The sequence below is a fragment of the Cellulomonas dongxiuzhuiae genome, from assembly GCF_018623035.1.
Taxonomy (GTDB): Bacteria; Actinomycetota; Actinomycetes; order Actinomycetales; family Cellulomonadaceae; genus Cellulomonas; species Cellulomonas dongxiuzhuiae.
On record NZ_CP076023.1, the window covers coordinates 1,677,057 to 1,693,744 of the forward strand.

General features: G+C 74.5%; 17 protein-coding genes. 9 read left to right on the forward strand and 8 right to left on the reverse strand.

Going from position 1 to position 16,688, the window contains the following annotated elements; genetic code table 11:
- Positions 1-176 precede the first annotated feature (176 nt).
- The 3 genes from recA to rny all read left to right on the forward strand — a co-directional run bounded on the left by recA (position 177) and on the right by rny (position 3,493).
- Positions 177-1,217, forward strand: coding sequence for a recombinase RecA (recA, locus tag KKR89_RS07530; RefSeq protein ID WP_208197682.1), 1,041 nt, complete (start codon positions 177-179; stop codon positions 1,215-1,217).
- 5 nt (positions 1,218-1,222) lie between these two features.
- A complete protein-coding gene (locus tag KKR89_RS07535; protein WP_208197683.1) occupies positions 1,223-1,825 on the forward strand; it encodes a regulatory protein RecX in 603 nt (200 codons plus the stop codon).
- 135 nt (positions 1,826-1,960) lie between these two features.
- Positions 1,961-3,493 (forward strand): ribonuclease Y, encoded by a 1,533-nt coding sequence (rny, locus tag KKR89_RS07540; RefSeq protein ID WP_208197684.1) that lies wholly within the window; start codon positions 1,961-1,963, stop codon positions 3,491-3,493.
- Between the two features lie 23 nt (positions 3,494-3,516).
- Here the strand turns inward: rny and KKR89_RS07545 are convergent, their stop codons facing one another.
- From KKR89_RS07545 to KKR89_RS07560, 4 genes are all read right to left on the reverse strand, one after another.
- Complete coding sequence (locus tag KKR89_RS07545) at positions 3,517-4,389, reverse strand: amino acid ABC transporter permease (RefSeq protein ID WP_208197685.1); 873 nt, start codon at positions 4,387-4,389, stop codon at positions 3,517-3,519.
- On the reverse strand, positions 4,386-5,075 hold the full coding sequence (locus KKR89_RS07550; RefSeq protein ID WP_208197686.1) for an amino acid ABC transporter permease: 690 nt from the start codon (positions 5,073-5,075) through the stop codon (positions 4,386-4,388). The genes KKR89_RS07545 and KKR89_RS07550 overlap by 4 nt, the downstream gene beginning before the upstream one ends.
- Before the next feature lie 92 nt (positions 5,076-5,167).
- Complete coding sequence (locus tag KKR89_RS07555) at positions 5,168-6,037, reverse strand: glutamate ABC transporter substrate-binding protein (protein ID WP_208197687.1); 870 nt, start codon at positions 6,035-6,037, stop codon at positions 5,168-5,170.
- Positions 6,038-6,083: 46 nt separating this feature from the next.
- Positions 6,084-6,878 (reverse strand): amino acid ABC transporter ATP-binding protein, encoded by a 795-nt coding sequence (locus tag KKR89_RS07560; protein ID WP_208197688.1) that lies wholly within the window; start codon positions 6,876-6,878, stop codon positions 6,084-6,086.
- Between the two features lie 143 nt (positions 6,879-7,021).
- On the opposite strand from KKR89_RS07560, the gene miaB reads away from it, so the two are divergent.
- Both miaB and KKR89_RS07570 read left to right on the forward strand, forming a co-directional pair.
- The gene (gene miaB, locus KKR89_RS07565) at positions 7,022-8,647 is read left to right on the forward strand and encodes a tRNA (N6-isopentenyl adenosine(37)-C2)-methylthiotransferase MiaB (protein WP_208197689.1); all 1,626 of its coding nucleotides are present in this window, start codon (positions 7,022-7,024) and stop codon (positions 8,645-8,647) included.
- Between the two features lie 133 nt (positions 8,648-8,780).
- The gene (locus tag KKR89_RS07570; protein WP_208197690.1) at positions 8,781-10,370 is read left to right on the forward strand and encodes an aspartate:alanine exchanger family transporter; all 1,590 of its coding nucleotides are present in this window, start codon (positions 8,781-8,783) and stop codon (positions 10,368-10,370) included.
- A 3-nt stretch (positions 10,371-10,373) separates the two neighbouring features.
- Here the strand turns inward: KKR89_RS07570 and KKR89_RS07575 are convergent, their stop codons facing one another.
- Both KKR89_RS07575 and KKR89_RS07580 read right to left on the reverse strand, forming a co-directional pair.
- Entirely contained in the window at positions 10,374-10,892 is a 519-nt protein-coding gene (locus KKR89_RS07575) for a type III secretion system chaperone family protein (protein ID WP_208197691.1), read from the reverse strand.
- Positions 10,889-11,470: a type III secretion system chaperone family protein gene (locus tag KKR89_RS07580; protein WP_208197692.1), complete on the reverse strand. Its 582-nt coding sequence runs from the start codon at positions 11,468-11,470 to the stop codon at positions 10,889-10,891. Before KKR89_RS07580 ends, KKR89_RS07575 begins: the two co-directional genes overlap by 4 nt.
- Positions 11,471-11,572: 102 nt before the next feature.
- On the opposite strand from KKR89_RS07580, the gene KKR89_RS07585 reads away from it, so the two are divergent.
- Genes KKR89_RS07585 through KKR89_RS07600 form a run of 4 tightly spaced genes read left to right on the forward strand, consistent with a single transcriptional unit; the run spans position 11,573 to position 14,599 of the window.
- The gene (locus KKR89_RS07585) at positions 11,573-12,334 is read left to right on the forward strand and encodes a class III extradiol ring-cleavage dioxygenase family protein (RefSeq protein WP_208197693.1); all 762 of its coding nucleotides are present in this window, start codon (positions 11,573-11,575) and stop codon (positions 12,332-12,334) included.
- The gene (miaA, locus tag KKR89_RS07590; RefSeq protein ID WP_208197694.1) at positions 12,331-13,287 is read left to right on the forward strand and encodes a tRNA (adenosine(37)-N6)-dimethylallyltransferase MiaA; all 957 of its coding nucleotides are present in this window, start codon (positions 12,331-12,333) and stop codon (positions 13,285-13,287) included. Before KKR89_RS07585 ends, miaA begins: the two co-directional genes overlap by 4 nt.
- A complete protein-coding gene (dapF, locus tag KKR89_RS07595; protein ID WP_208197695.1) occupies positions 13,284-14,270 on the forward strand; it encodes a diaminopimelate epimerase in 987 nt (328 codons plus the stop codon). The genes miaA and dapF overlap by 4 nt, the downstream gene beginning before the upstream one ends.
- Positions 14,267-14,599 carry a TlpA family protein disulfide reductase gene (locus KKR89_RS07600; RefSeq protein ID WP_208197696.1) on the forward strand — a complete coding sequence of 111 codons (333 nt, stop codon included), beginning with the start codon at positions 14,267-14,269 and terminating at the stop codon, positions 14,597-14,599. Before dapF ends, KKR89_RS07600 begins: the two co-directional genes overlap by 4 nt.
- Here the strand turns inward: KKR89_RS07600 and KKR89_RS07605 are convergent.
- Both KKR89_RS07605 and KKR89_RS07610 read right to left on the reverse strand, forming a co-directional pair.
- Complete coding sequence (locus KKR89_RS07605) at positions 14,545-15,999, reverse strand: MFS transporter (RefSeq protein ID WP_208197697.1); 1,455 nt, start codon at positions 15,997-15,999, stop codon at positions 14,545-14,547. The two genes, KKR89_RS07600 and KKR89_RS07605, sit on opposite strands and share 55 nt — an antisense overlap.
- Positions 15,996-16,613 (reverse strand): class I SAM-dependent methyltransferase, encoded by a 618-nt coding sequence (locus KKR89_RS07610; RefSeq protein ID WP_208197698.1) that lies wholly within the window; start codon positions 16,611-16,613, stop codon positions 15,996-15,998. The genes KKR89_RS07605 and KKR89_RS07610 overlap by 4 nt, the downstream gene beginning before the upstream one ends.
- Between the last annotated feature and the right edge of the window lie 75 nt (positions 16,614-16,688).

The window sequence follows — 16,688 nt, forward strand, 5'->3', positions numbered from 1 at the left end:
AACGTGGCCCTCGGTGACGCACGGTCGAACCGACCACAGCCCCGCCCGGCGACGAGCCGGTCCACGGGTCCGTGGGGGGTCCGGTCGCGATGTCGGTGGTCGGGCATAGCGTCACCGCGACGAGACCAGCCCCAGCAGGCGCAGCACGACGCTGCACAAGACGACGAGGTGGACCCATGGCCGCTGCACCGGACCGCTCCAAGGCCCTCGAGGCCGCACTCAGCCAGATCGACCGCCAGTTCGGCAAGGGGTCGGTCATGCGTCTCGGCGACGAGGGTCGTGCCCCCGTCGAGGTGATCCCGACCGGCTCCATCGCCCTCGACGTCGCGCTCGGCATCGGCGGGCTGCCGCGCGGCCGCGTCGTCGAGCTGTACGGGCCCGAGTCCTCCGGCAAGTCGACCCTCGCGCTGCACGTCGTCGCCAACGCACAGAAGGCCGGCGGCATCGCGGCGTTCATCGACGCCGAGCACGCGCTCGACCCCGAGTACGCCAAGAAGCTGGGGGTCGACACCGACGCCCTGCTCGTGTCGCAGCCGGACAACGGCGAGCAGGCGCTCGAGATCATGGACACGCTGATCCGCTCGGGTGCGATCGACGTCATCGTCATCGACTCGGTGGCGGCCCTCGTGCCCAAGGCGGAGATCGAGGGCGAGATGGGCGACTCGCACGTCGGTCTGCAGGCCCGGCTCATGTCGCAGGCGCTGCGCAAGATCACGGGCGCGCTCAACGCGTCGGGCACCACGGCGATCTTCATCAACCAGCTGCGCGAGAAGATCGGCGTGTTCTTCGGCAGCCCCGAGACCACGACGGGTGGCAAGGCGCTGAAGTTCTACGCCTCCATCCGCATGGACATCCGCCGCATCGAGACCCTCAAGGAGGGCACCGAGGCGGTCGGCAACCGGACGCGCGTGAAGGTCGTGAAGAACAAGATGGCCCCGCCCTTCAAGCAGGCCGAGTTCGACATCCTGTACGGCGTCGGGATCTCCCGCGAGGGCTCCCTCATCGACATGGGCGTCGAGCACGGGTTCGTCCGCAAGTCGGGTGCGTGGTTCACGTACGAGGGCGACCAGCTGGGGCAGGGCAAGGAGAACGCGCGCAAGTTCCTGCGCGACAACCCGGACCTGGCCAACGAGCTCGACAAGAAGATCCTGGAGAAGCTGGGCATCGGCGCCAAGGTCGACGCACCGGCCGACGGCGCGGCGTCCGTCGACTTCTGACGGGCATGGGAGAGCGCACCGGCCGGCCCGCGGCACGTCGCCGCGGCCGGCCGGCTCCCGAGCCGCCCGAGGACGGTCCGGCGGCGCACGACGCCGAGCCCGATCACGAGTCCGTCGCGCGGACGATCGTGCTGCGTCGTCTGGCGGCCGCGGCGCAGTCGCGCGGCCAGCTGGAGGATGCGCTCGCCCGGCGGGACGTCCCCCCGGACGTCGTACGGCGCGTGCTTGACCGGTTCACCGAGGTCGGGCTCGTCGACGACCAGGAGTACGCGCGCATGTTCGTGCGGTCGCGTCACGCCGAGCGCGGGCTGTCGCGGCGCGCGCTGGCGGTCGAGCTGCGGCGCAAGGGCATCGACGACGAGACCGCGGCCTTCGCCCTGCAGGACGTCGACGACGACGACGAGGAGCTGGCGGCACGCGGGCTCGTCCGCCGTCGGCTGCGCACGACCGCAGGGCTGGAGACCGCCGTGCGGGTCCGGCGCATCTACGGGGCGCTCGGGCGCAAGGGCTACCCGGCGGGGCTCGTCGCACGTCTCGTGCGCGAGGAGCTGGCCGCCGAGGGGACGGACGAGGTCGACGCGGGACCCCCGGCAGACCTCGACGACTGACCACCGACGGCCGAGGCCGCGACGCGCGCCGACCGACCGCGTCGGTGCGACCGGGCGCGGCGACGGGGCCCGGACCGCCGGACCGGTGACAATGAGGTGTGTCGTCCGTCCGGGGCGTCCACGTCGGGAGGTGCTGTGGAACCGGGTGCGATCGTCACCGTCGTGGGGTTGCTGGGCGCGTGCCTCGTCGCACTCATCCTCGTGCTCACGGCCCGCCGCGAGGCGGACCTGCACCGCCGTGGGGCATCGGAGGACGTCGCGCAGATCCGCGACGACGCCCGCGCGATGCTGGCGGACGCGGAACGGCGCGAACGGCGGGTGGCGGACCGGGAGCGCGAGCTGGCGAACGAGCGTGGTGAGCTGACCGCCCTGGAGCGGCGGACGCGCGCCGAGGCCGAGGCGCTCGCCGAGAGCCGCCGCAGCGCCGCCCGCGAGCTCGACAAGGCCGAGCGGGCCGCGGCCCGTACGCTCGCCGACGCCGACCGCGCCGCCAACGAGCGGCTCGCCGAAGCCCGCGAGAAGGCCCGGGCCGAGCTCGAGTCCGTCAGCGGCCTCACGCACGACGACGCCCTGGCCGAGCTGACGCGACGCATCACCGACCAGGCCGTCGACGCGGCCGCCGCCCAGGTCCGGCGGACCGAGGCGCAGGCGCGACGGACGGCAGAGGCGCGAGCCCGGCGCATCGTGTCGACCGCGGTGCAGCGCGTGGCGGTCGCGACGAGCGCGCAGCCGGTCGTGGCGATCCTCCCGCTGCCGTCCGACGAGATGAAGGGCCGGATCATCGGCAAGGAGGGCCGCAACATCCGGCACTTCGAGGCGCTCACGGGCGTCAACGTCCTCGTCGACGAGACCCCCGACACGGTGGTGCTCTCCTGCTTCGACGCCGAGCGCCGGGAGGTGGCCCAGGTGGCGCTCGAGGCGCTCATGGCCGACGGGCGCATCCACCCGCAGCGCATCGAGGCCGCCTACGCGGAGGCCCTCGCGGGGGCCGACGACCGGCACGTGGCCGCGGGGCACGACGCCACCGAGCGGGCCGGGATCGACCACCTGCACAGCGAGCTCGTCCGCACGATGGGTCGGCTCCGGCTGCGGTCCTCCTACGGGCAGAACGTCCTGGAGCACCTCGTGGAGAGCGCGCAGATAGCGGCCGCGATCGCCGCCGAGGTGGGTGCGGACGTGGCGGTCGCGCGCCGCGGCGCGTTCCTGCACGACCTGGGCAAGGCCCTCACGGCCGAGGTGCCCGGCACGCACGCCGCCGTCGGCGCCGACCTCGCGCGCCGCCTGGGCGAGTCGGACGCCGTCGTCAACGCCATCGCCGCGCACCACGACGAGGTCCCGCCGGCGACCGTCGAGGCGGTCCTCGTGCAGGCGGCGGACGCGATCTCGGCGTCACGGCCGGGTGCCCGCCGTCAGGAGATCGACCAGTACGTCGAGCGGATGGGTGAGCTCGAGGCCCTCGTCGCAGCGCACGACGGGGTGCGTCGCGCCCTGGCGATGGCCGCGGGCCGTGAGGTGCGTGTCGTCGTCGAGCCCGACGAGGTGGACGACCGCGCGCTGCCGCAGCTCGCGTCGTCCATCGCCAAGCACATCGAGGCCGACCTGACGTACCCCGGCGAGATCCGCGTCACCGTGGTCCGCGAGCTGCGGGCGAGCGCGACCGCCGGCTGAGCAGCTGCCGGCGGCCGGCCGGCCTAGCGGTCGGCGCCGCCGGGCGCGACCACGAGAGACGGGGCCTCCGCCGGGGCTGCGCCCGCCGTGTGCCGCCCGACGCGGGACGCGAGCCGCTGCGCGAGCGTCGTCAGGCCGTAGTTGATGACGATGAACACGACCGCGGCCACGAGCAGGGCCTGCATGATGTTCCCGTTCCCCGACCCGAAGCGTCGGGCGGCGTCGAGGAGCTCCGGGTAGGTGATGATCGCCCCGAGGGCGGTGTCCTTGAGGATGACGACGAGCTGCGAGGCGATCGCCGGGAGCATGGCGATGAGCGCCTGCGGCACCTCGACCAGACGCAGCGACTGGGCGGGCCGCAGACCGACCGCGAGCGCCGCCTCGCGCTGACCGCGCGGCAGATTGTGCACGCCGGAGCGGACGAGCTCGGCGAACACCGAGCCGTTGTAGAGCATCAGCGCCAGCACCACCGCGAGCAGCGGCACGTCCTGCGGCTCGACCACCCGGAGCTGGGAGATCCCGGAGTAGAAGAAGATCATCATGAGCAGCACGGGGACCGCGCGGAAGAACTCGACGACGGTGCCGGACACCCACCGCACGACGCGCGAGCCGGACAGCCGCCCCAGGCCGAAGAGCAGACCGAACACCGCGGACGCGACGATGGCGAGGCCAGCGGCGCGCAGCGTGTCGCGTAGCCCGGGCAGGAGGTAGCTGGTCCACGTGCGCTCCGTGAGGAACGGCTGCCAGAGCGCGGGCTCGAGCTGGCCCTTGCGGCCCAGCAGGACGAGCACCCACGCGCCCAGCCCGGCCACCAGGAGCGCGGCGAGGACGTTGACCACGACCATGCGGCGACGCGTGCGGGGGCCGGGGACGTCGAAGAGGACGAGCTCGCTCATCGGGCCACCGCCAGGCGTCGGGACAGGGAGGTGGTCGCGAGCCCGACGGGCACGACGATGATGACGTAGCCGAGCGCGAACGTCAGGAAGATCGCGAGGATGACGTCAGGGCGGAACTCGATCATGGTCCGCATGAGTCCCGACGTCTCGGCCACCGAGCCGGCGGCGGCGACGGTGGAGTTCTTGATGAGGGCGATGAGCACGTTGCCCAGCGGCGCGACCGCGCCGCGGAACGCCTGCGGGAGGATCACGAGCCGCGCGGCCGGCCAGAAGCCGAGCCCGACGGCCCGCGCCGCCTCGGCCTGGCCGACCGGGACCGTGTTGACCCCCGAGCGCAGCGCCTCGCACACGAACGCGGCGTGGTAGACGGCCAGGCCCAGGACCGCGAGCCGGAAGAAGTTGGTCTGGAAGTCGCTCGAGAGCGTGACCCCCAGCTGGCCCCACAGACCGAGCACGCAGAACACGATGATGATGGTCAGCGGCGTGTTCCGCAGCAGGGTCACGTACGTGGCACCGGCCCAGCGCAGGCTCGCGACGGGCGAGATCCGCATGAGCGCGAGCAGCGTGCCGATCACCAGCGCGATCACGGCCGCGTACAGCGTCAGCTGGATGTTCACCCAGAACGCGGCGAGGACGTCGTACTGGTCGAACAGGGACAGGAACTGGTCGAGGTACCCCTCGTCCACCCGGGCCTCCCGAGGGTGCGGTGCGGTGGGTGTGCCCCGGGGCCGGCCCCGCGGTGGGCGGGACCGGCCCCGGGCCGGTGGTCAGGTGGCCGTCAGGCGCAGGCGGCGACGGTCGGGGGGTTCAGCTCGTCGTTCGGGACGTAGCCCGACGCGCCGACGTTCTCGTCGAGCGCCTCCTGCCACGAGCCGTCCTCGATCATCTCGGTGATCGCGGAGCTCACGTCCTCGCAGACGTCGTTGTCCTTGGGCAGCCCGACGCCGTAGTTCTCCTCGGAGAACGGGTTGCCGATGACCTTGACCTTGCCCTCGTTGGCCGGGATCGCCGCGAGACCGGCCAGGATGATGTCGTCCGTGGTGACCGCGTCGACGGTGCCCGCGACCAGGGCCGTGACGCACTCGGCGTAGCCCGGCTGCTCGAGCAGGTTGGTGCCGGCCGCGTACTCGTCCTTGATGCGCTGCGCCGACGTGGACCCGGTGACGGAGCACAGGGTCTTGCCCTCGAGGTCCTCGGGGCCGGAGATCGAGTCGTCGTCCGCGGCGACCAGCAGGTCCTGCCCGGCGACGAAGTACGGCCCGGCGAACCCGATGACCTCCTTGCGCTTGTCGGTGATCGAGTAGGTCGCGAAGATCATGTCGACCTGGCCGTTCTGCAGCATGGTCTCGCGCTGCGCGGAGGGCGCCTGGACCCACTGGATCTGGTCGGCGCCGTAGCCCAGCTTCTCGGCGACGTACTGCGCGACCGCGACGTCGAAGCCCGTGTACTCGCTGCCGTCCTGGTAGCCCAGGCCGGGCTGGTCGAACTTGATGCCGATGCGCAGCGTGCCCTCGGCGCCGCCGGCGTCGCTGGTCTCGGTCCCGCCCGCGTCGGCGGTGCCCGCGGGCTCGTCGGCGTTGCCGGAGCAGGCTCCGAGCGTGAGTGCTGCCACCGCGGTGAGGGCGATCGCGAGTCGTCGTGCACGCATGAGCGCTTCCCTTCGTTCGTCCATCATCGGTCCGTCGAGGTGCTGGTCAGTGGGTGAGGATCTTGGACAGGAAGTCCTTGGCGCGGTCGCTGCGCGGTGCCGTGAAGAACGTCTCCGGCTCGGCGTCCTCGACGACCTGGCCGGCGTCCATGAACACGACGCGATGTGCCGCGCGTCGCGCGAAGCCCATCTCGTGCGTCACGACGACCATCGTCATGCCCTCCTGCGCGAGGCCGACCATGACGTCGAGGACCTCGTTGATCATCTCGGGGTCGAGCGCCGACGTCGGCTCGTCGAACAGCATGGCCTTGGGCTTCATGGCCAGGGCGCGCGCGATCGCGACGCGTTGCTGCTGGCCGCCCGAGAGCTGCGCGGGCCGCTTGGACGCCTGGTCGGCCACCCCCACGCGCTCGAGCAGCTCCATCGCCGTGGCCTTGGCGGCCGCGGGCTTGACGCCCTTGGCCTTGATCTGGCCGAGCGTCACGTTCTCCAGGACGGTCCGGTGCGCGAACAGGTTGAACGACTGGAACACCATGCCCACGTCCGCACGCAGCCGGGCCAGCTCGCGCCCCTCGGCGGGCAGCGGCTTGCCGTCGACCGAGATCGTCCCCGAGTCGATCGTCTCCAGCCGGTTGATCGTGCGGCACAGCGTCGACTTGCCGGAGCCCGACGGGCCGATGACCACGACGACCTCGCCGCGGTGGATCGTGAGGTTGACGTCCCGCAGGACGTGCAGGTCACCGAAGTGCTTCTCGACGTGGTCGAGGACGATGAGCGGTTCGCCGGTCGGGCGTGTCGTGACGTCCGCGGGCCTGGGCTCCGCCGTCATGCTGTCGGCCATTGGTCGAACCTACGGGTGAGATGTTGCGTACGCCACGAATGGACGTCACGGTCCAGTAACGGAGGTTCGGGCGATTGCGGCCCGCGGGTGCTCCGTGCGCGGGGTACGGGGCGTGCCGGACGCGGGTCGTACCCTGGTGGGCGATGTCCACCACACTGCCTGCCCCCGCGCCCGCGGACGCGACGGCGCCCGTTCCCGAGCGTCACGTCGGCGACGCCGTGCGCGCCGACGGCCGTCCGCTGACGTACCTCGTCAAGACGCTCGGCTGCCAGATGAACGTCCACGACTCCGAGCACATGGCGGGCATGCTGGAGCACGCGGGCTACGTGCCCGCGCAGCCGGCCGACGCGGCTGCCGACGACGTCGACGTCCTGGTCATCAACACCTGCGCGGTCCGCGAGAACGCGGCCGACAAGCTCTACGGCAACCTGGGCCGGCTCGCGGGTGCCAAGCGGTCACGTCCGGGCGGCATGCAGATCGCGGTCGGCGGGTGCCTGGCGCAGAAGGACCGTGCCGGCATCGTCGAGCGCGCCCCGTGGGTCGACGTGGTGTTCGGCACGCACAACCTCGACGTGCTGCCCGCGCTCCTGGAGCGGTCCCGGCACAACGCGGCGGCCCAGGTCGAGATCGCCGAGTCGCTGCAGGTCTTCCCCAGCACCCTGCCGACGCGCCGGGAGTCCGTGTACGCGGGCTGGGTGTCGATCAGCGTCGGCTGCAACAACACCTGCACCTTCTGCATCGTGCCGCACCTGCGCGGCAAGGAGCGCGACCGGCGGCCGGGCGAGGTCCTGGCCGAGGTCGAGGCCCTCGTCGCGACCGGTGCGATCGAGGTCACGCTGCTCGGGCAGAACGTCAACTCCTACGGCGTCGGGTTCGGTGACCGGCACGCGTTCGGCAAGCTGCTGCGGGCCGTCGGCGCCGTCCCCGGGCTCGAGCGGGTGCGCTTCACGTCGCCGCACCCGGCGGCGTTCACCGACGACGTCATCGAGGCGATGGCGGCCACGCCGACGGTCATGCCGCAGCTGCACATGCCGCTGCAGTCCGGGTCCGACCGTGTGCTGCGGGCCATGCGGCGCTCCTACCGGTCGGACCGCTTCCTGGGCATCCTCGACCGCGTGCGCGCGGCGATCCCGCACGCCGCGATCACGACGGACGTCATCGTCGGCTTCCCCGGTGAGACCGAGGACGACTTCCTCGAGACGCTGCGCGTCGTCGAGGCGGCGCGCTTCTCCTCGGCGTTCACGTTCCAGTACTCGCCGCGGCCCGGGACCCCCGCCGCCGACCTGCCCGACCAGCTGCCGAAGCACGTCGTGCAGGAGCGGTACGAGCGGCTCGCCGCGCTCCAGGAGCGGATCTCGGGGGAGGAGAACGCGGCGCAGGTGGGCCGCGCGGTCGACGTGCTGGTCGCGCAGGGCGAAGGGCGCAAGGACAGCGCGACCGCGCGGATCTCCGGCCGGGCGCAGGACAACCGCCTGGTGCACCTGGCGCTGCCGGCCGGTCTCGACCCGGCCGCCGCACCGCGACCGGGGGACCTCGTGACGGTCAAGGTCACGGGCTCGGCCCCGTACCACCTGGTCGCCGACTCGGCGCTCACGCCCGGCGGGGTGTTCGTCGTCCGCCGCACGCGGGCCGGGGACGCCTGGCAGGCCCGCGCCGAGGGTCGCGAGGAGCACGCGCACGAGGGCGCCGGGACCGGGTGCGGCACGGGCGGTGCGCCCGCGGGGCCTGTCGTGCTCGGCCTGCCGGCGATCGGCCGACCGACGGCCTGAGGGCGGGACACGCGGCGCCCGTCGCGTCGTGGGCACCCGGGCCCTTGGGACCACGTCCGGGGCGTCGCCGCGGGCTTGAATGAGGACGGCAACGCCGCCGTCCCGCGGCGCCCGCAGCACACGTGGAGTCGTGATGTCCGACATCTTCGTCTTCCTGGCCCAGCAGCCGGTCCTGCTGCTCTTCGTCGTCATCGGCGTGGGCTCGGCCGTGGGGCACGTCAAGGTCCGCGGGGTGGGCCTGAGCGCGGCCGCCGTGCTGTTCCTCGCGATCGGCCTGTCCGCGTGGGCCGCCACCTACGGTGTCCACCTGGAGATCACCGAGGCGCTGGGCACGTTCGGGCTGGCCCTGTTCACGTTCTGCGTCGGCCTGGTCTCGGGCGCCACGTTCTTCTCGTCGCTGCGCCGCAGCCTCGGCCCCGTCCTGGCCGTGGCCGGCGTGCTGGCCGCGAGCGCCGCCGTGGCCGTGGGGGTCGGTCGCGTCCTGGGGCTCGACCAGGCCGTGGTCGCGGGAGCCTGGGCGGGGGCGGTCACCAACACGCCGGCGCTCGCGGCCGCGCGCGACGCGGCGGGCGACGCGACGGGCCCGACCATCGGGTACGCGGTCACGTACCTGTTCGGCGTCGTCGGGATGCTCGTCGCGGTGACCGCGGCGCTGCGGCACCGGGAGCGCGACACGGACGCGCCACCGACGCTCGTGAGCCGCACCGTGCGCGTCGAGGCCACGGGGCAGCCGCGGATCGAGGACCTCGAGGAGCAGCACGGCGACCGCATCAAGTTCTCGCGCGTGCGGCGGGGCGAGCAGTCGCCCATCCGGACCGCGGAGGCCGTCGACCTCCTGCTGCTCGACGACCTCGTCACGGTCGTCGGCCCGACCGAGGACGTCGACGCGGTCACCCGTGAGCTCGGGCACGCGTCGTCGCACCGGCTCGAGGCGGACCGGCTCTACCTCGACATGCGTCGCGTCACGGTCTCCGCCGAGCACGCGGCGGGTCGCACCATCGGCGAGCTCGACCTGCTGCACCGGTTCGGAGCCACCATCTCCCGCGTGCGCCGCGGCGACGTCGACGTGGTCGCGACCGACGACTTCCAGCTGCAGCTCGGGGACAGGGTGCGCGTCATCGCGCCCCGGGAGCGCATGACGGAGGTCTCGACGTGGTTCGGCGACTCCTCGCGCGGGCTGTCGGACATCATGCCCGTGGTGCTGGGTCTCGGCATGGCCGCCGGCATCCTGCTGGGTGCGGTGGCGATCCCGGTCGGCGGGACCGTCTTCACGATCGGGTCGGCCGCGGGCACCCTCGTCGTCGGGCTGGTCCTCGGGCGGGTGGGACGCATCGGGCCGGTGGTGACCGCTCTGCCGTACACGGCGGCCCAGGCGATCGCCGAGCTGGGCCTGCTGGTCTTCCTGGCGCAGGCGGGCTCGCGGGCAGGCGCCCAGATCGGCGCGGCCTTCACGTCGGGGGACTGGCTGCGCATCCTCGCGCTCGGCGTGGTCGTCACGGCCGTGGTCGCGGGCGGTCTGTACGTCGTGGTGCGACGCGTCTTCGCGGTCGGCGGGACGCGGCTGGCGGGCATCATGGGTGGTGTCCAGACCCAGCCCGCGGTCCTGGCGTTCGCCAACGCACGGACGGGGTACGACGCCCGCGTCGCGCTGGGCTACGCGCTGGTGTACCCGGCGGCGATGATCACCAAGATCGTCCTCGGTCGGATCCTGGGCGGCCTGTGAGGATCAGTTGTCCGGGACGTCGGGCGGTGGCGCCCCGTCCGGCACGATCGGGTCGAGCGCGGCGAACAGCTGCACGCCCGTCCCGAGCCCGCACGCCAGCAGCTGCGCGAGCTGCACGTCGGTGACCCCGGGCTCGAGGTCGGCCGAGACCTCGGCGTACACGGCGAGCATCCCCTCCTCCTCGCGCGCGTACGCCTTGGGCCAGATGCGCTCGCGGTTCCAGTCGTTGAGCGCGAGCGCGAGGGCCCGGCGCTGCTCGAGCGGCAGCGAGCGGTGCCAGCGGCCCCGCACCTGCAGGATCTCCTGCTGCTCGCCCAGCAGCAGGAACCAGAAGCGGCTGCCGTCCCAGGTGCCCGTGAGGTCGCCGTCGTCGTCGACGACGAACCGGTAGCCGCGCGCGAGCAGGTAGTCGGCGACGCGGTCGCGCGTCAGGGGACGCGGCGGCTCGTCGTCGAGGGAGCGTCCCTTGGTCGGCTTGGGCAGCCCGCCGAGCACGCGCAGCAGCCAGCCGGGGGTGCTCACGGCGCCGTCCCCGCGGGATCGGGGTACCGCTCGTCGAGGGCGTCGAAGAGCATGCTGCCGGTCGACAGCCCGCAGAACAGGATCTGGCTCAGCTGGGCGTCCGTCGCGCCGTGCTCGAGGTCGGTGGCGACCTCCGCGACGACGTGGACGCGGCCGTTGTCACGCACACGCACGTACGCCTTGGGCCAGATGCGCTCGGCGTTCCACTCGTTGCACAGGTCGAGCACCTCCTCGAGCCGTTCGATCGCCAGCTCACGGTGCCACTGGCCGCGCACCTGCAGGATCTCCGCCTGCTGGCCGAACAGGAAGAAGTAGAACAGGCGCCCCCGCCACAGGCCACCGAGGTCACCGTCGTTGTCGATGAAGTACGAGAACTGGTTGTCGGACATCCACGACGCGATGCGCGCCGGCGACACGGGGGTGGGGGACGACGTCGCGTGCTCGACCGTGCCGAGCTCCCGCACGAGCAGCTCGGCGACCCGGTCGTGCAGCTCGACGTCGTCGAGCGGCACCGCTGACGTGTCCGCCACGGGGTGTGCACCGGACCACCGGCGGGCGAGCTGACGGAACCACCGCATGCGCCGACCCTACCCGCCACCCCCGACGGTGCGCCCCGGGCGCCGCCCGCGCCCGAGGCGCGGGTCGTCGGCGACGGGGGCGCGGGACGTTACGGTCGGACCGTGCTCGCCGCCGTCGCCCTGGTCCCGGACACCGTCCTGCTGCTGCCCGGCGCCGCGGGACGCGGTCCCGACGACCCGGAGCTCGTCGCCCTGCGCGCGGCAGCAGCGACGGCCGTCGCGCGCGCCGTGGGCTGCGCGGGGCGCGTGGTGGTCGTGGCACCCGGGGCGGTCGACAGGTCGGTGGCCGGCACGGTCCGCGCCGGAGCGGCCGCGGCGGGCGTGCCGGACCGCCTGCTGGAGCGCCCCGTGCCGCAGGTGCGCCTCGAGCGGGCCCCCGGCGGGCCGCCCGACGCCCCCGGACCCCCGGGCACCGGTGCCGCGACCGGTGTGCGGCTCGCCCTGGAGGCCGGCGTGCCGGCCTGCGGCCTGCACGTCGTCGAGGTCGCACCGGGCCGGGCCGCCCCGCTGCGGGCCATCGGGGCAGCGGCGACCGCGACCGGGCCGACCGCGCTCGTCGTCGTCGGGTCCGGCGCCGCGCGGCACGGGCACGACGCACCGCTGCCGTACGACGACCGGGCGGCCGGTCTCGAGCGGGCCCTGCTCGCGGCGCTGCGCGCGGGCGGCCCCGCGGCCCGGGACGCGCTCGCCGCGCTCGACCCCGCCCAGGCAGCCGACCTCGGCGTGACCGGGTGGGCGCCCTGGCAGGTGCTCGTCGGGGCGCTCGACGCGGCGACCGCCGCCCCGCCGGCGCCCGACGTCGTGCACGCGACGGTGTGGCACGGTGCCGCGCACGCGGTGGTCGTGTGGGAGGTCGCGCCGTGAGCCTCGTCGTGGCGGTCGTGGGTCCCACCGCGACGGGGAAGTCGGACCTCGCGCTGGACCTCGCGCAGGCGCTGGGGGCCGAGGTGGTCAACACCGACGCGATGCAGCTGTACCGCGGCATGGACGTCGGGACCGCGAAGCTGCCGCCGGACGAGCGGCGGGGCGTGCCCCACCACCTGCTCGACGTGCTCGACCCGCTGCAGGAGGCGTCGGTCGCCGACTACCAGGAGCTCGCCCGCGGCGTGCTCGTGGAGCTCGCCGGGCGGGGCGTCCGGGCCGTCGCCGTGGGGGGGTCGGGCCTGTACGTGCGGGCCCTGCTCGACCGGATGGAGTTCCCCGGCACGGACCCGCAGCTGCGGGCGGCTCTCGAGCAGCGGGTCGAGGTCGAGGGCGCGCGCGCCCTGCACGACGAGCTGGCCGCGGCCGACCCCGTCGCGGCCGAGGGCATCGGCCCGCGCAACGCGCGGCGCATCGTGCGCGCCCTCGAGGTCATCGCCCTGACGGGACGGCCGTACTCCGCGAACCTCCCCGGTCACGAGTACGAGGTCCCGGCCGTGCAGATCGGTCTGGACTGCGACCGTGCGACGCTCGACGCCCGCATCGAGCGACGCGTGGAGCGCATGTGGGACGGCGGGCTGCTCGACGAGGTCCGCCTGCTGGCCGCGCACGGGATGGGACGCACGGCGTCGCGGGCCGTCGGCTACGCGCAGGCGCTCGCGCAGCTCGACGGCGAGCTCGACGAGCAGGCGGCCCGTGCCGCCACGACCGCGGGTACGCGGCGCCTGGCCCGCAAGCAGATGGGCTGGTTCGGACGCGACCCGCGGGTGCACTGGCTCGACGCCCGGGACCCGGACCTCCTGGAGCGCGCGCTCGAGGTCGTCGCGGCTGCCGATGCCGGCAGGCTCCCCGCGCCGGACCTGAGCGGGCCCGTGCGTCGTACCCTGGGGTCGTGACCGCCCCGACCGCCCCGACGCCCGTCGAGACCCCCGCCGCACCACCCGCGAGCGGGCCTGCCGCAGGCGCGCTCGCTGTCACCAAGGGCCACGGCACGCAGAACGACTTCGTGCTGGTCGACGACCGCGAGGGCGACCTCGACCTGACGCCCGTGCTGGTCCGTCGGCTGTGCGACCGGCGCGCGGGCATCGGCGCCGACGGCGTGATCCGCGTGGTCGCGACGCGGCACGTCCCCGGGGTGCCCGAGGAGGTGCGCGGCACGACCTGGTTCATGGACTACCGCAACGCCGACGGGTCCGTGGCGCAGATGTGCGGCAACGGCGTGCGCGTCTTCGCGCGGTACGCGCACCGGCTCGGCCTGTGGGACCCGCAGGCGGGTCCGCTGGACGTGGGGACCCGGGCGGGGGTGCGCACGGTGCGGTCGACCGCGTCGGAGAGCGGTGAGGACACGTGGCTCACGGTCGGCATGGGTGCGGTCACGCTGCCCGGCGGGCGCGACGCGCTCACCACGGGCGGGGACGCGCAGGTGCACGTCGCGGGCCTGGCCGTGACCCGACCCGGGCTGTCCGTCGACGTCGGCAACCCGCACACGGTCGTCGTGCTCGCGCAGGAGAGCGACCTCGAGCGCGTCGACCTCACCGTGGCGCCCGCGGTCGAGCCCGTCCCGGCCGACGGCACCAACGTCGAGCTCGTGGTGCCCCTGGGCGAGCGGACCGCCGTCGACGGCACGGTCGTCGGCCGCGTCCGCATGCGCGTGCACGAGCGCGGCGTGGGCGAGACCCGCTCCTGCGGCACCGGTGCCGTCGCCGCGGCGGCCGCCGTGCGCGCCTGGGGTGGCGCGCAGGCGCCCGCCGTGTGGCTCGTCGACGTCCCGGGCGGCACGGTGCGCGTCACGCTGCACGCCGACGGTCGCGCGGACCTCGCCGGACCCGCGGTGCTCGTGGCCGACGCGCACGTGGACCTGGCGGCGCTGTCGGCGTGACCCCGACCCTCACCGCCGACCAGGTCGGTGCGCCGCTGGGGGCCCGGGCGACGCTGCTGCAGGTCTCGAGCGCGTTCTGCGCGCCGTGCCGGGCCGCCCACCGTGTGCTCGCACGCGTCGCGGACGCGGTGCCCGGCGTGCGTCACGTCGACGTCGACGTCGCCGACGGGCCCGAGCTCGCCGCCGCGCTCGCGGTGACGTCGACGCCGACGGTCGTGGTGCTCGATGCGGCCGGGGCGGTCGTCCTGCGTGCCGAGGGGGTGCCGACGCCGCGTCAGGTGCTCGGCGCGCTCGCGCTCGCGGTGCCGGAGGGCAGCCCCTCCTCCTGACGCTCGGTGGGCGGGACGCCCACGCGCGGCGCGACGAGCGCGGCACCGAGCGCCAGGAGCGCCGTCAGGAGGAAGGCGCCCACGAACGGGCCGGGGCCCTCGTACCCCGCGTCGCCGCCGGCCGCCACGAACACGACACCCGTCAGGGCGAGCGCGAGCGCGGCGCCGACCGCGTCGGCGATGGAGTTCGCGGCGCTGTTGCGGCCCTGGTCCTGCGGGGAGGACCACCCCAGCAGCAGCACGTTCAGGCGTGACGACCCCACGCCCATCCCGGCGCCGCAGGCCGTCCAGGCCACGACGACGGCCCACGCAGGCAGCCCGAGCGCCGTCGCACCGGTGGCGAGCGCGACGCCGACGAGGACCAGCACCGTCCCGATGCGCACCGCGGTGCGGCTCACCAGCCGGGAGCCGAGCCGGCCCTGCGCGACCGAGGCGGCCGACCACGCGAGCGCCGCGGCCGACAGCCCCAGGCCGCTCGCCGTGGTGCCCCACCCGTCGCGGTCGACGAACAGGTAGGGCACGTAGACCTGGGCGCCGAAGAACGCGCCGGACACCAGCATGCGGGTGACGATGACGCTCGGCAGGCCCGCCCGGGCCCGCAGCGTGCCGCGCGGGAGCAGGGGGCGCACCGCCGCGACCGCGACGACCACGGCCGCGCCCGCGGCGAGCTGCGCCCAGGGCGGGTCCAGGGGCGCCGCCAGGTTGAGCGCGAGGACCGCGACCGCGACGAGAACCGACCACCCGACGCGACGCCGCGCGTCGTCGGGTGCGGTGCCCGGGCGCGTGGCGGGGCCGTCGTCGGGCGACGCGGCGAGCCCGCGCACCGTGGTGAGCAGGGGCACCGCGGCCGGCACCACGAGCACGGCGACACCGAGGAACACCCACCGCCAGCCGGCGAGGTCGGCCACGACGCCCGCGAGCGACGGACCGACCACGGACGGCAGCACCCACGCCGTCGAGAACCACGCGAAGACGCGGGGGTGCAGCACCGGCGGGTAGGCGCGCGCGACGGCCACGAGCAGCGTGACGTTGACCACGCCGCCGCCGAGGCCCTGCGCCAGCCTCCCGGCCACGAGGACGCCCATGTGGGTGGCGGACCCGGCGACCAGCAGGCCGACGACGAACAGCACGACGCCGGCGGCGAACGGTGCGGCCGGCCCGCGCCGGTCGGACCACGCCCCGGCCACGACCATGCCGACGACACCCGTCGCCAGCGGGCCGGCGAAGGCGAACGCGTACAGGGTGCGGCCGTCGAGGACGTCGGCGACCTGCGGCATCACGGTCGTGACGGCGAACGACTCGAACGCCACCAGCACGACGAGCGCGAACATCGCGAACGCGGTCGTGCGCCGGGCGCGCCACAGGGCGTCGGGCGAGAGCCCGACGTGGTCGGAGGTCACGGTCTGAACCGCAGGACGCGGAAGCCCTTGGCGCTCGCCTCGCGGGTCGTGGGCAGGCCGGCCTCGTCGGTCAGCCACCGCTGCAGGGGGTCGGCCCCGAGGTTGCGGCCCACGACGAGCCACGCCTCGCCGCCGGGTGCCACGCGCGGCAGCCAGTGCGTGAGCAGCGCGCGCAGCGCCGGCTTGCCGATGCGCACGGGCGGGTTGGACCACAGCGCGGCGAAGCGCACGTCGTCCGGCACCTCGTCGGGCGTCGTCGCCACCACGTTGCCCAGGCCGAGGCGCGCGGCGTTGCGGCGCACCAGGTCGAGCGCGCGCTCGTTGACGTCGACGGCCCACACGCGCGCGTCGGGGGAGAGCAGCGCGAGCGTCAGGGCGACGGGCCCCCACCCGCACCCGAGGTCGAGCAGGTCGCCGCCGGGCGGCGGTGCCGGCACCGTGCGCAGCAGCACCTGGGTGCCGAGGTCCACGTGGTCCGGCGAGAAGACGCCGCCGGCGGTCTCGACCTCCACGTCGCGGCCGGCCAGCCGCACGTGCAGCGTGCGGCGCTGCTCGGCGGAGGCCGGACGGGCCGTGAAGTAGTGGTCGACCTGCGGGTCGTCGGTGCCGCTCACCGGACCGAGGTTAACGGTGCGCAGCCCCTGTGCCCGCAGCGAAATCCCGTCGCGGGTGTCGTACGTGCGTGCGAT